Genomic DNA, 12,725 nt, shown 5'->3' with positions numbered 1-12,725 from the left:
CGGCCCCCTATAGCGCGGCGCATGCAGGAAACCGATGCCCCGACCCGCCTGAGCGCCGTGCGCAAGGCGATCGCCGATGCCGAAAGGATCGCCCGCCGTCCGGCAGGCGCGACCACGCTGATCGCGGTCAGCAAGACGCACGACGCCGATGCCATCCGCCCGCTGATCCATGCCGGGCAGCGCGCGTTCGGCGAGAACCGGGTGCAGGAGGCGCAGGGCAAATGGCCCGCGCTGATCGCGGAGACGGGGCCAATCGAACTCCACCTCGTCGGGCAGCTCCAGTCGAACAAGGCCGAGGATGCGGTGCGGCTGTTCGACGCGATCCATTCCGTCGACCGCCCGTCGCTGGTCGCGGCGCTGGGCAGGGCGATCCGGAAGGTCGGGCGGGCGCCCGCCTGTTTCCTCCAGGTCGATATCGGGGACGAGCCGCAGAAGGGCGGCTGCGCGCTTGCCGATCTGCCCGCGCTGCTGGCGGAGGCACAGGCGGCGGGGTTGCCGGTCGCCGGGCTGATGTGCGTGCCGCCCGCGGGGCTCGACGCCGCGCCGTACTTCGCGCTGACCGCCAGGCTGGCGCGCGACCATGGCCTCAAGGGGCTCAGCATGGGCATGTCCGATGATTATCCGACCGCGGTGACGCTGGGGGCGAGCCATGTCCGGGTCGGGTCGGCGCTGTTCGGGGCGCGGGGCTGAGATGGGCGGGCAACGACCCAAGGCGCTGCTGTTCGACTTCGACGGCGTGCTGATCGAGAGCGAATTCGCGGGCAACCGCCATATCGCCGAGTTCCTGACGCAAGCGGGGCATCCGACGACGCCGGAAGACTCGATGGCCAATTTCATGGGCCTGTCGGGCAGCCAGTTCACCGATGCGATCGAGCGGTGGATCGGCGGCCCCCTGCCCCCCGGTTTCGCCGAGGCGCGCGCGATCGAGGATGCGCGGGTGGTGGCCGAAGGCGTCGCGGCGGTGGCGGGGGCGATCGGCTTCGTCCGTGCGCTGCCCGCCGACCTGCCGCGGGCGATCGTCTCGTCCAGCACGACGCGCTGGATCGGGGCGCATCTCGACCATCTGGGCCTGCGCGATGCGTTCGGCGACCATATCTACAGCGGCAAGGAGCATGTCGCCAACGGCAAGCCTGCGCCCGACCTCTACTGGTACGGCGCGCAGCAACTGGGCGTGCCGATCGGCGATTGCGCGATCCTCGAGGATTCGCCGGTCGGCGTGACCGGGGCGGTGGCATCGGGCGCGCGGGTGATCGGGCTGTGCGCGGGCACGCACTGCGGGGTCGGGCATGACGCGCGGCTGCGGGCGCTGGGCGTGACCGAGATCGCGCATGGCTTCGACGAGGTGGCGGCGCTGCTGGGGTTGCCGCCCGCATAGGCGTTCGATCCAGCAAAGCTGGAGCGGGCCGGTACCGCTTCCACGCAAGTGGATCAGACCTTGAGGTTGCGCGGAACGGCCCGTGTCCGTATATGGACCATATATGTTTCATATACTGGCAGGGGTCGCCGCATGGGTATCGTGAAGATCGACGACGCGCTGCACGAAGCGGCGCGGCGCTCCGCCACGGTGCTGTGCCGATCGATCAACGCGCAGGCCGAGTTCTGGATGAAGATCGGCATGCTCGCCGAAGCCAGCCCGACGCTGAGCTTCAACGAGATCGTCGCGCGCGAGATCGCCGCCGCGCATGCCGACACCCCGGGCGTCGCCGCATGAGCGCGCCCAAGACGCCGCACGAACTGGCGCTGATGCGGCAGTCGGGACGGTTGCTGGCGCAGGTGTTCGAGATGCTCGACACGCTGGACATGGCGGGCATGTCGACGCTGGCGATCAACGATCTGGTCGAGCGCTACATCACCCACGACCTCGCCAGCCGCCCGGCGAGCAAGGGGCAGTACGGCTTCGGCTTCGTGCTCAACAGCTCGATCAACCAGGTCGTGTGCCACGGCGTGCCGAGCGCCGACGACGTGCTGCGCGACGGGGATATCGTCAACCTCGACATCACGCTGGAGAAGAACGGGTATATCGCCGATTCGAGCAAGACGTACCTGATCGGCGAGGTGGCACCCCAGGCGCGGCGGCTGGTGCAGCACACGCAGGCGGCGATGTGGCACGGCATCCGTGCGGTCCGGCCCGGCGCGCGGCTGGGCGACATCGGCTTCGCGATCGAACGCCATGCCAAGGCGCATGGGCTAAGCGTCGTGCGCGACTATTGCGGCCACGGCATCGGGCGCGAGATGCACGAGGAGCCGAGCGTGCTGCACTTCGGCCGTCGCGGGACGGGCGAGGTGCTGCGCGAGGGCATGACCTTCACGATCGAACCGATGCTGAACCAGGGCAGCCGCCGCACCGTGCAGCGCGACGACGGCTGGACGGTCGAGACGGCGGACGGGAAGCTGTCGGCGCAGTTCGAGCATACCGTGGCGGTGACGGCGGACGGGGTGGAGGTGCTGACGCTGCGGACGGGGGAACGGGCGGCGGGGTGAGGCCGCGGTCGGGGACCGGACGCAGCGGGAAAGCGCAATCGGGAACGGATTTCGGCAAGGCGGAACTCGCAGGCGACGGTCAGCATGATCGACGCAGCGGGATTCCGGTCGCTGGTTCCCAATTGGGAAACCTACAAGTCAGTCGACCCATTCGAACATGATGGGGGCGTCGATACCGAGCGCATTGTGAACCGGACAGGCGTGCGCAGCTGCTTCCAATTTATGACGCTGCCTTTCATCAAACGAGCCTGGAATTCTGACGACGACTGACAGGTGCGCGAAGCGGCGGGGCGCGTTCGCCATTTCCTTGGTGATCGTTGCGGTGGCTCCGGGAATGTCGATAGCCATCGAACGGGCAGCAACGCCCATGATGCCAAGGATGCAGCCGCCCAGCGACACTCCCAAGAGATCGCTTGCTGAAAACCCTTCCTCCAGACCGCCCAGTTCCTTGGGTGCGTCCATGACGATGACGGCATGCGAGCCATCATGTTTCACCTGCGAGCGCAGATTTCCTTCATACGATACGATGGTTCTGCTCACTGATCGGCGTCCTTGATTTTATGCGGGTTGCGACCGCGCCATTCGTCGGTGTGTCCCGATTACGTTGCCGACTATGATATGGGAAATATACTTGTAGCGGCTTATTAGGTCGCTGTAGGTTTCAGTGATGGAGGTCCGACAGCTTCGACAGTTTGTGGCGGTGGCCGAGACGCTGCATTTCAATCGCGCGGCGATCCGGTTGAATATGACCCAGCCCCCGCTGAGCCAGTCCATCATGGCCTTGGAGCGTGAGCTTGGCGCACCGTTATTTGTCCGGACCAAGCGAACCGTCGCGCTGACGCCGTTCGGCCAGGAATGGTTGAACCACGTCCGCGAAGCTCTCCGCATCCTTTCCCTTCTGCCAGAAACCGCACAACGCCTGCGTCGCGGGGAAATCGGAAGGCTGGAATTGTCGTTCGTCAGCGTCGCCGATTACAACGTCCTCCCGGCGCTAGTCCGATCTTTTGCCGACCGTCACCCCGAGGTCGACCTTGTCCTCCAAGAGGCGACCAGCGAAGTGCAGATTGCGCGACTGCTGGATGGAATAGGCCACGCCGGAATTATCGTCCCGCCTCCGGCGGGTACGCTACATTCGACCTTGAGCTATTGTCGGTTGCTATCGGAACCGCTGATCGCAGTCGTTCCAGAACATTGGTCGGAAGAAGGACGGCTGCCGCTTGAAGGGGGGCGCCTTCACCCGGCGGAGATAGCGGACGTACCGCTGGTTATGTTTCCCCGCCCATCAGCTCCCGCGCTCCACGATCTCGTTACCGACTATCTCTCGACGCATGGCGGCTCACCGCGAATTGCCCAAGAGGCGATCCAGATGCAGACCATCATCAGCCTGGTGTCTGCGGGAATGGGAATCGCGTTGGTGCCGGCATCGTTGCGCAAGCTGGCTCGGTCCGACGTGCAGTATATCGACCTTGCAGAAGGTGCGCCGTGCCTGGAAATCGGTCTGGCTTGGCGAACGGATGACCTGACGCCCGCGCTACAGCGTTTCCTTTCGATCATAGGCGAGCTTCAGCCGTAACTCCCGGCGCTCCCGTGAACCAGCTATCGGGAATTTTGCCGCATTCCCATTTCCCATCGATTCCGGGAAACCGGGTCCGCCTGTGCCGCCGGGGAGGCGAAGGGATCGACGCGCCCCGAATGGCCAGACATGACGTCGGCAATCGCAACGACGGCGCAATCGGCGGAACCTCCGCCCCGCCCCCCCTACAACTGGTGCCCCGTCCGGTCGCGCTTCGTCGCGAGGTAGCGTTCGTTGTGCGGATTGGGCGGCAGGTGGTGGGCGACGCGCTCGAGCACGGTCACGCCGGTCGCCTCCAGCCCCGCCACCTTGGCCGGGTTGTTGGTGAGCAGCCGCACCTGTCGCTGGCCGAGCAGCGCCAGCATCCGCCCGGCCACGCCGAAATCGCGCGCGTCGATCGCAAAGCCCAGACGGGTGTTGGCGTCGACCGTGTCGAACCCCTGATCCTGCAAGGCATAGGCGCGCAGCTTGTTGACGAGGCCGATGCCGCGCCCTTCCTGCCGGAGATACAGCAGGATACCCCAGCGCGCATCGGCGATGGCGCGGATCGCGGCGTGGAGTTGCGGGCCGCAGTCGCACTTCAGGCTGCCGAGCACGTCGCCGGTGAGACACTCGCTGTGCAGCCGGACCAGCGGCGGCGTGCCGTCCGGCTGGCCGATGACCAGCGCGACATGCTCGCCCGCCGCATCGGGGGTGCGGAAGGCGATAATCTCGGCATCCTCCGCCCCCGCCACCGGCAGGCGGGCGCGCGCGACGACGGCCAGCCGGTTGGCATCCTCATGCGCATCGATCGCCTGCGGGGTGATCGTCACCTCCGCGCCCCATCCGCCCGCGACATAGGCGGGGAGCAGCCCGGCGATCCGGGCGAGGCGCAGCGCGGCGGCGGCGGCGGCAGGCGACGGGCTGGCGACCCCGCGGAACGGTCCCTTCAGCGGCGTGGCGAGATCGAGCTGCGGATCGGCGAGCGCGGTCATCGCGGCGAAATCGGTCCACGGCTCCCGCGCGATCGCGACCGGCTGGTCGGGGGCGGCGGCGGCGCGCTGGTTGACGATCTTCAGCGTCTCGGCCCGGCCGAACGACAGCAGCACCTGTCCCACGCCCGCCGGATCGAAGGCGTCGAGCCGCACCGGATCGGCGGTCTCGATCGGCAGCAGCGTCAGCACCGGTTCCGGCGGGTTCGCGATCGCGATCGGCCAGCCGCGGCGCAACGCGTCGATCGCGCGCGCGACGTCACGGGGATCGCTCAAAAGGCGAACTCCGTGACGATCGGGATATGGTCGGAGGGTTTCAGCCAGCTGCGGCAATCCTCGTGCACGCGGTGCGCCACGGCCTTTGCCGCCACGTCGCGGCTGGCCCACATATGGTCGAGCCTGCGCCCCCGGTCCGACGCCGCCCAGTCCTTCGCGCGGTAGCTCCACCAGGTGTAGAGCCGCTGCGGCGCCGCGACGAAATGGCGGCCGAGATCGACCCAGTCGTTCGCCGCCTGCAACCGGGCGAGCGTCGCGACCTCGACGGGCGTATGGCTCACCACGTCGAGCAGCGCCTTGTGGCTCCACACGTCGCTTTCCAGCGGGGCGATGTTGAAGTCGCCGACCAGCAGCGTGGGCACGCCCGACAGCCCCTGCGACCACGCGATCATGCGTTCGAGGAAGTCGAGCTTCTGCCCGAACTTCGGGTTCACGTCGCGGTCGGGCACGTCGCCGCCCGCGGGCACATAGACGTTCTCGATCCTGAGACCGTTGGCAAGGCGGACGCCGATGTGCCGCGCCTCGCCGTTCGCCTGCCAGTCGAGCCGGTCGTCCTCCGCCAGCGGCAGCTTCGAGAGGACCGCGACGCCGTGGTGCATCCGCTGGCCGTTGATCGCGATATGGGTATAGCCCAGCCGCCGCAGCGGTTCGTGCGGGAAGTCCTTGTTCTCGACCTTGGTTTCCTGAAGGCACAGCACGTCGGGCGACACTTCGCGGAGGAAGCGTTCGACGATGTCCATGCGGAAGCGGACCGAGTTGATGTTCCACGAGGCGACCGAAAGCGTGTCCATGCGCGACCCTGTATCGCGCGGCGATGGCCTGCGCCAGACATGGAAAGGCCCTCGCTCCGGGGGCATGGAACGAGGGCCGACCTGGCGTTGGTCACGCAGGCGGGCATCGAGGTCCCGGGCAACAGGGGGAAAAATCCCGGACGCGCCCCGACGCCGCAAGGGCATTGATAGGACGGCAAACCTGTCGCCAGGATGAACGTTGTTTATATTTATTGAAACGATGGGTTTCGCAGGCGGCGTGGTTCGGCGAGCGAACCCTGTCGATCACCGTAGCGATCGATAGCAACACCCGGGTCCGTTCGTGTCGAGCGCAGCCCGCGGTGTCTCGACTGCGCTCGACTCGAACGGACCGGGCGGGTCGGAAAATCCCTCAACGCCGCGCGCGACGCGGTTCGTTGAAGCGGAACGCGCTGTCGGCGACGGGCACGTTGAAGCGCTGGTTGCTGAGCCGCACGGTGGTGCGGTTCGCCTGCGCATCGAGCGCGACCCAGCTCTGCAGCATCAGCCCGCCCGGCGCCGAGGGCTGGCGCACGAAGATCATCGTGATCCGGCCATATTCGGGGCGTTTCGGGTCATAGGCCTCGACGCTCAGGACGCGCGGGTCGCTGGAGCGGATGACGCGGGCGTATTTCGATGCGTCGCGCGCGGGGTTGAGCAGGATGCCGAGCGGCGAGTTGCCGATCGGCCAGCGCTGCTTCTGCCCGACCTGATAGTCGAGAAAATAGAGCGACTTGCCGTCCGACACGATCAGGATCGGCACACCCTGCTGATATTGGAAGCGGATCTTGCCCGGCTTCTTGAGGGTGAGCTGGCCGGACAGCACCCGCCCGCTGCGATCGGTCTGGGTGAAGTCGGCCGTCATCGTCTCTACCGCCGAGAGGTGGCGCTGCACGGCGGCGAGGTCGTTCTGCTGCGCCTGGGCATGGACGACGGCAGGCGCGGCCAGCGCGACGGGGGCGGCAAGGGCGAGCGCAAGGCCAAACGGGCGAATGGTCGGTCTCCGGATCATGGGGCGGGGGTAGCGTCGGCGCGTTGAACGCGGCGTGAACCCATGGGTTGCGTTCTATGGACTCCCCTCCCTGACAGGATTCCCATGCACAAGTCCAAGGTCAGCGCTTGATCCTGCCGTACCCCCGCGCAGGCGGGGGTCCAGAGCCAAGTAGAACAGCGGCTTGCGTCCGCGACTGCTGGCCCCCCGCCTGCGCGGGGGTGCGGCAAAGGACTTTCGCAGAGAAATCCTGACAAGGGAGGGGTTGGGGGTGGGTTGGCTTGCGGGGAAGCGTCGCGCCCGCCCCACACCTACCCACCCCCGGCCCCTCCGTTGCCAGGGAGGGGAGCAGGCAGCGGGCTACAACCGGTGCTCGCCCTTCACCCAGCGCACCGTGCCCGAGCTGGCGCGCATCACCACGCTTTCGGTCGTCATCCGGTCGCGGCGGCGCTTCACCCCGGCGAGCAGCGAGCCGTCGGTCACGCCGGTCGCGGCGAAGATGCAGTCGCCGCGCGCCAGATCGGTCAGGTCGTACTGCCGGTCGAGGTCGGTCACGCCCCACCTTGCGGCACGGGCGCGCTCGTCGTCGTTGCGGAACACCAGCCGCCCCTTGAACTGCCCGCCGACGCAGCGGAGCGCCGCCGCCGCCAGCACGCCCTCGGGCGCGCCGCCCTGCCCCATGTACAGGTCGATGGTGGTGTCGGGATCGGTGGTCGCGATGACGCCCGCCACGTCGCCGTCGCCGATCAGCGCCACGCCGCACCCGATCGCGCGCAGCTCGGCGACGATCCGCTCGTGGCGCGGCCGGTCGAGCACGCACACGATGATGTCGCGCGGATCGACGCCCTTGGCCGCCGCCACCGCGCGGACATTCTCGGTCGGCGAACGGTCGAGGTCGATCACCCCCGGCGGATAGCCCGGCCCGCAGGCGATCTTGTCCATGTACACGTCGGGGGCGTTGAGCAGCCCGCCCTTCTCCGCGATCGCCAGCACCGCGAGGCTGTTCGGCCCCGCCGTCGCGCAGATGGTGGTGCCCTCCAGCGGATCGAGCGCGATGTCGATCTGCGGTCCCTTCCCCAGCCCGACCTTCTCGCCGATGTAGAGCATCGGCGCCTCGTCGCGCTCGCCCTCGCCGATCACGACGGTGCCGTCCATGTAGAGTTCGTTGAGCGCGGCGCGCATCGCCGCGACGGCGGCGGCATCGGCGGCCTTTTCGTCGCCGCGCCCGACCAGCGCCGATGCGGCGATCGCCGCGGCTTCGGTGACGCGCACCATCTCGAGCACGAGCACGCGGTCGAGGGTGTTGCTGGCGGCGTTCATGGCGGTGGTCCTCTCCGTTCGATATTTTGGACGCGCGATAGGCCCGCGGCCCTTGCCGGGCAAGGCAAGTCGGCGGATAGTCGCAGGCGATGCCGTTGGTGCGGGGGAATGCACGATGCCGGTCTGGATGCTGCTGGCGATCGCCGCCGACGAAACCGCCGTGGCGCAGGCGGTGGCCCGCGCCCGGGCGATGACGACGATCGACCGCCCGTGCCGCCGCGACGCCGATGCCGACGAGGTCGTGATCTGCGGCGGGCGCACCGCCGATCGCTATCGCGTGCCGCTCAAGACCCCGCCGGTCGCGGGCGATCCCAGGGCGGTGGATGCGCTGGGCGAGCGTGAGCGGTTGCTGGCGGTGCCCGGCCCGGCATGCGGCATGAACCTGTTCCTTACCGGCTGCGGCATGGTCGGCGCGACCGCCAGCAGCCGCAGCGGGGTTTCGGGCGGCGCGACGCCGCGCCCGCTGGCAAAGTAGCGCCGCCCGGGAAAACCGGGTAGCTTGTCGACCGGGAACGGGTTCTTCCGCCGCCCGCGCCGAAGGGGCCGCCGATGTCGATGCTGTTGCTCGCGCTGCTGTTGCAGGGTGCACCGGTGCGCGCCACGACGATCGGCATCGACGATCCGGTCGATTGCGCGGCGACGCCGGGCGCGCTTGCCTGTCGCAAGGGACCGGCGCGCTACCGGCTGGAGGGCGACGAAGACGAGTCGTTCGACCGCAAGTCGGACGGGCTGCGCGCGACCGGCGCGCCGTGCGGGCTGATCGGCCTGAAACTGTGCACCCGCAAGCCGCGCACGATCCTGTCGACCGCGCCGAAGGAATAGGGGGCGGCGGAACCGCGCCTCATGCCTTGGCTCGTCATTCCCGCGCAGGCGGGAATCCATATGCTCCGATGGTCCGGCAGGAACCGGAGTGGTAGCGTGTATGGATTCCCGCCTCCGCGGGAATGACGATGTTGGGGCCGTTCGACCCCGCCCTTGATGCTACGCCAGTTCGGCCTTCGCGTTCAGCTTGTGCTCGGCCATCGATGTCAGCTTCTCGTCGGTGGCGCGTTCCTCGGCGAGGGTTTCGGAAAGCAGCGCGGCGAGGTCCTCGCGGCCCAGCTGCCGCGCCCAGGCGATCAGCGTGCCGTAGCGGGTGATCTCGTAATGCTCGACCGCCTGCGCCGAGGCGATCAGCGCCGCGTCGAGCACCTTCTTGTCGGCGATCTCGCCCGCGACCTCGTTCGCTTCCTTGATGATCCCGTCGATCGCCGGGCAGGTCACGCCCTTCTTGGTCGCGCCGTGCAGCGCGAACACCTGGTCGAGGCGGCGGATCTGCCCTTCGGTCTCGGCCAGATGCTGCTCGAACCCGGCCTTGAGCTCGGGGTCGGTCGCCTTCGCCGCCATCCTGGGCAGCGCCTTCAGTATCTGGTTCTCGGCGTAATACACGTCCTGCAACTGGTGGACGAACAGGTCGTCGAGCGTCGCGATATCCTTGGAAAACAGACCCATGGCAGGTTCCTTCGTCGCTGGAGGCCAGAGTCTGATCCACTTGCGTGGAAGCGGTACCAGCCCGCTCCCCCACCCGGCCACCCAATCAGGATACGCTGTGGGTGGTCGGGTGGGGGAGCGGGCTGGTACCGCTCTGATCCAGCGTTGCTGGATCAGACTCCGATCCTCCCCCAACGATGCGCGGGCCTGCCGGTTGCGTCAGTGGCCGCGACAGGCGAGCAGTTCGACGACATCCTCCAGCCGCGCCGCGTCGCCCAGCGCGATCACCTCGCCGATGCTGCCCGCATGCAGCGGATCGCCCGCCCAGTCGCTCATGCTGCCGCCCGCCCCCTCGACCACCGGTACGAGGGCGGCGAAGTCGTGGAGCTTCAGCCCGGCCTCCACCACCACGTCGATATGGCCCGAGGCGAGCGTGCCATAAGAATAGCAGTCGCCGCCGAGTACGGTCGAGGCGACCCGCGCCTCGACATGCTCGAACCCGTGGAGCTGGCCGTCGTCGAACAGCGCGGGGCTGGTGGTGGCGAGCAGCGCGTGCGCCAGATCGCGGCAGCGCCGGGTGCGGGCGGGCGTGCCGTTGAACATCGTGCCGTGGCCGATCGCGCCGACCCAGCGTTCGGCGATGATCGGCTGGTCGATGATGCCCAGCACCGGCCAGCCGTCCTCGACCAGCGCGATCAGCGTGCCGAAGATCGGACGGCCCGCGATGAACGATCGCGTGCCGTCGATCGGGTCGAGCACCCAGCTCCGCCCGCTGGTCCCCTCGGCCACGCCATATTCCTCGCCATGGATGCCGTCCGAGGGGCGTTCGCGCTCGATGATCGCCCGCATCGCCGCCTCCGCCTCGCGATCGGCCAGCGTTACCGGCGAGGCGTCGTCCTTGATCTCGAGGCCATAGTCGCTGCGGAAGCGCGGGCGGATCGCCGCGCCCGCCGCATCGGCGAGTCGGGCGGCGAGGGCGAGGTCGGCGGCGGTGACGGGCATGGCAGGCCTTTCGAGGAGTGCGCCCTGCGCATAGGCGGGGCAGGCGGCAAAGCGCAAACGATGCTCGCGATCGTCGCGATTCGCTGCCACACCGGCGGGCATGATCGCGCTCGCCCTGCTCGCCGCCGCCCCGCCGCAAGTCCGGATCGTGCCGGAACCGCCCGCGACCGTCGCGGCGGCGCAGGAGGGCGTCACCGTCTATGCGCTGAACGGTGGCGATACCGCGACCCAGGTGACGCCGCCACCCGAGGTCCGCGTCACGACCGTCGATGGCGTAGTGCTGACCCTCGCGCCGACCGATACCGCGGCGCAGGCGGTGCCGCCCGGCGGTTTCCGCCCCTTGCGCTATCGCATCATCGCGCCCGCGCTGGCGGCGGCGGCACCCGACGCGCCCGCCCCGCGCGGCGAGACGGTGGTCGCGGCGGCGCGGGGCAGCGCGAGCGGCTTCCTCGACCGGTTCGCGCCGCACGAGCCGATCTACGGCGCGTTCGGCGGCGGATCGGACGGGGCGAAGCTGCAACTCAGCCTCGCCTTTCGCCCGTTCGACACCGGCGGGGCGCTGGACGGGGTGCGGCTGGCATGGACGCAGACGATGTTCTGGGCGATCGAGCAGTCGTCGGGGCCGTTCCGCGCCACGACCTACAGCCCCGAGGTCTATTATGAGCGCGGGTTCGGCGAGCGGGTCGTCGCCGCGGTCGGCTATGCGCACGACTCGAACGGGCGCGGCGATATCGGCTCGATCGACGTGAACCGGCTCTATGCGGCGGCGACCTACGCGCTGCCGATCGGCGACGGCTGGCGGGTGGAGGGGTCGCCGAAGGTCTGGACCTATGTCGGCACCGGCTATCGCGATCTCGACCGGTACTGGGGCAACTGGTCGCTGGGTGCAGCGATCGTGCAGGCGGACGGGCTGAAGGTCGAGGCACGGCTGCGCAACCCGCTGGGCGCCAGGCGCGCGGGGGAGTTGTACGTGTCCTGGCCGCTGGCGGTGCCGGGCGGGGGCACCGGGCTGTATCTCTTCGCGCAGGGGTTCAGCGGGTACGGCGAGGCGCTGGACGACTATCGCCTGCGCAGCAGCAGCGCGCGGCTGGGGGTGGCGTTCACGCGGTAGGGGGCGGCGTTTAGCGAGAACCCCCGCTCAACTTCTCCCCTCCCTTCCAGAGGGGAGTAGGTACGGGTGGCGTTGCATGTCGATCCGCCACCCCCAGGGTACGCGCCCGATCTGGCATCGCCGCGCGAAGCTGCTAGGCTCGCGCGCATCACCGCCGTCCCGAGGACCGATCCGATGCGCTTCGCCCTGCTTGCCGCCGCCGTCACGCTGCCCTTCGCCGTTCCCGTGTCGGCGGCGCTGGCCCCCGGCGCGAAGGCACCCGATTTCACCACCCGCGCCGCGATCGCGGGCAAGGCGTTCACGCTCAACCTGCGCTCGCAGCTGCGCAAGGGTCCGGTGGTGCTGTATTTCTTCCCCGCCGCCTTCACCGGCGGCTGCAATGCCGAGGCGAAGGCGTTCGCCGATGCGGTCGATCGCTTTAAGGCGGCGGGCGCGACCGTGATCGGCATGTCCGCCGACCCGATCGAGAAGCTGCAGGCGTTCAGCAGCGAGCATTGCGCCGGACGCTTCGCGGTGGCCAGCGCCGATGCGCGGGTCATCAAGGGATTCGACGTGGCGCTCGCCCGCCCCGCCGGCCCGGACGGCAAGCCGCGCATGCTGACCACGCGCACCAGCTATGTCATCGCCCGTGACGGGCGCATCACCTTCGTCCATTCCGACATGAACCCCGCCGATCACGTCCGTACCACGCTGGCGGCGGTGCAGGGCTTGCGCTGATTCGATACGCCACCGAAACGGAGGC

16 protein-coding genes are annotated in these 12,725 nt (G+C 68.8%); 9 read left to right on the top strand and 7 right to left on the bottom strand.

Annotation, left to right across the window (positions count from 1 at the left end):
• Positions 1 to 21 precede the first annotated feature (21 nt).
• The 4 genes from ABLE43_RS11440 (at position 22) to map (ending at position 2,481) form a co-directional block, all read left to right on the top strand.
• On the top strand, positions 22 to 690 hold the full coding sequence (locus tag ABLE43_RS11440) for a YggS family pyridoxal phosphate-dependent enzyme (protein ID WP_348978637.1): 669 nt from the start codon (positions 22 to 24) through the stop codon (positions 688 to 690).
• A 1-nt stretch (position 691) separates the two neighbouring features.
• Entirely contained in the window at positions 692 to 1,375 is a 684-nt protein-coding gene (locus ABLE43_RS11435) for an HAD family hydrolase (RefSeq protein ID WP_348978636.1), read from the top strand.
• Positions 1,376 to 1,507: 132 nt separating this feature from the next.
• Positions 1,508 to 1,711 carry a ParD-like family protein gene (locus tag ABLE43_RS11430; RefSeq protein WP_348978635.1) on the top strand — a complete coding sequence of 68 codons (204 nt, stop codon included), beginning with the start codon at positions 1,508 to 1,510 and terminating at the stop codon, positions 1,709 to 1,711.
• On the top strand, positions 1,708 to 2,481 hold the full coding sequence (gene map / locus ABLE43_RS11425) for a type I methionyl aminopeptidase (RefSeq protein ID WP_348978634.1): 774 nt from the start codon (positions 1,708 to 1,710) through the stop codon (positions 2,479 to 2,481). Before ABLE43_RS11430 ends, map begins: the two co-directional genes overlap by 4 nt.
• 138 nt (positions 2,482 to 2,619) lie before the next feature.
• Here the strand turns inward: map and ABLE43_RS11420 are convergent, their stop codons facing one another.
• A complete protein-coding gene (locus tag ABLE43_RS11420; RefSeq protein WP_348978633.1) occupies positions 2,620 to 3,021 on the bottom strand; it encodes an OsmC family protein in 402 nt (133 codons plus the stop codon).
• A gap of 127 nt (positions 3,022 to 3,148) precedes the next feature.
• Here ABLE43_RS11420 and ABLE43_RS11415 point away from each other — a divergent pair, with 127 nt between their 5' ends.
• Entirely contained in the window at positions 3,149 to 4,054 is a 906-nt protein-coding gene (locus ABLE43_RS11415) for a LysR family transcriptional regulator (protein WP_348978632.1), read from the top strand.
• A gap of 185 nt (positions 4,055 to 4,239) precedes the next feature.
• Here ABLE43_RS11415 and ribA read toward each other — a convergent pair whose 3' ends face one another.
• From ribA to glpX, 4 genes are all read right to left on the bottom strand, one after another.
• Complete coding sequence (gene ribA, locus ABLE43_RS11410; RefSeq protein ID WP_348978631.1) at positions 4,240 to 5,301, bottom strand: GTP cyclohydrolase II; 1,062 nt, start codon at positions 5,299 to 5,301, stop codon at positions 4,240 to 4,242.
• Entirely contained in the window at positions 5,298 to 6,092 is a 795-nt protein-coding gene (locus tag ABLE43_RS11405; protein ID WP_348978630.1) for an exodeoxyribonuclease III, read from the bottom strand. Before ABLE43_RS11405 ends, ribA begins: the two co-directional genes overlap by 4 nt.
• A 370-nt stretch (positions 6,093 to 6,462) precedes the next feature.
• Positions 6,463 to 7,101 carry a LolA family protein gene (locus tag ABLE43_RS11400; RefSeq protein WP_348978629.1) on the bottom strand — a complete coding sequence of 213 codons (639 nt, stop codon included), beginning with the start codon at positions 7,099 to 7,101 and terminating at the stop codon, positions 6,463 to 6,465.
• Between the two features lie 339 nt (positions 7,102 to 7,440).
• Positions 7,441 to 8,400 carry a class II fructose-bisphosphatase gene (gene glpX, locus ABLE43_RS11395; protein WP_348978628.1) on the bottom strand — a complete coding sequence of 320 codons (960 nt, stop codon included), beginning with the start codon at positions 8,398 to 8,400 and terminating at the stop codon, positions 7,441 to 7,443.
• 115 nt (positions 8,401 to 8,515) lie between these two features.
• Here glpX and ABLE43_RS11390 point away from each other — a divergent pair, with 115 nt between their 5' ends.
• Together ABLE43_RS11390 and ABLE43_RS11385 are read left to right on the top strand one after the other, a co-directional pair.
• Positions 8,516 to 8,875 carry a hypothetical protein gene (locus tag ABLE43_RS11390; protein ID WP_348978627.1) on the top strand — a complete coding sequence of 120 codons (360 nt, stop codon included), beginning with the start codon at positions 8,516 to 8,518 and terminating at the stop codon, positions 8,873 to 8,875.
• A gap of 74 nt (positions 8,876 to 8,949) precedes the next feature.
• Positions 8,950 to 9,222, top strand: a complete 273-nt coding sequence (locus ABLE43_RS11385; protein WP_348978626.1) for a hypothetical protein — start codon at positions 8,950 to 8,952, stop codon at positions 9,220 to 9,222.
• A gap of 159 nt (positions 9,223 to 9,381) precedes the next feature.
• Here the strand turns inward: ABLE43_RS11385 and ABLE43_RS11380 are convergent, their stop codons facing one another.
• Together ABLE43_RS11380 and hisN are read right to left on the bottom strand one after the other, a co-directional pair.
• The gene (locus ABLE43_RS11380; protein WP_348978625.1) at positions 9,382 to 9,891 is read right to left on the bottom strand and encodes a YciE/YciF ferroxidase family protein; all 510 of its coding nucleotides are present in this window, start codon (positions 9,889 to 9,891) and stop codon (positions 9,382 to 9,384) included.
• Between the two features lie 198 nt (positions 9,892 to 10,089).
• Complete coding sequence (hisN, locus tag ABLE43_RS11375; RefSeq protein WP_348978704.1) at positions 10,090 to 10,872, bottom strand: histidinol-phosphatase; 783 nt, start codon at positions 10,870 to 10,872, stop codon at positions 10,090 to 10,092.
• Positions 10,873 to 10,972: 100 nt separating this feature from the next.
• Here hisN and ABLE43_RS11370 point away from each other — a divergent pair, with 100 nt between their 5' ends.
• A complete protein-coding gene (locus ABLE43_RS11370; RefSeq protein WP_348978624.1) occupies positions 10,973 to 11,983 on the top strand; it encodes a phospholipase A in 1,011 nt (336 codons plus the stop codon).
• Between the two features lie 174 nt (positions 11,984 to 12,157).
• The gene (locus ABLE43_RS11365; protein ID WP_348978623.1) at positions 12,158 to 12,700 is read left to right on the top strand and encodes a peroxiredoxin; all 543 of its coding nucleotides are present in this window, start codon (positions 12,158 to 12,160) and stop codon (positions 12,698 to 12,700) included.
• The last annotated feature ends 25 nt before the right edge of the window (positions 12,701 to 12,725 follow it).

The sequence above is a fragment of the Sphingomonas silueang genome, assembly GCF_040049155.1.
Classification (GTDB): Bacteria; Pseudomonadota; Alphaproteobacteria; order Sphingomonadales; family Sphingomonadaceae; genus Sphingomonas; species Sphingomonas silueang.
The sequence above is the reverse complement of the archived record's forward strand: the minus strand, read 5'-3'. Positions and strand labels throughout refer to the sequence as shown.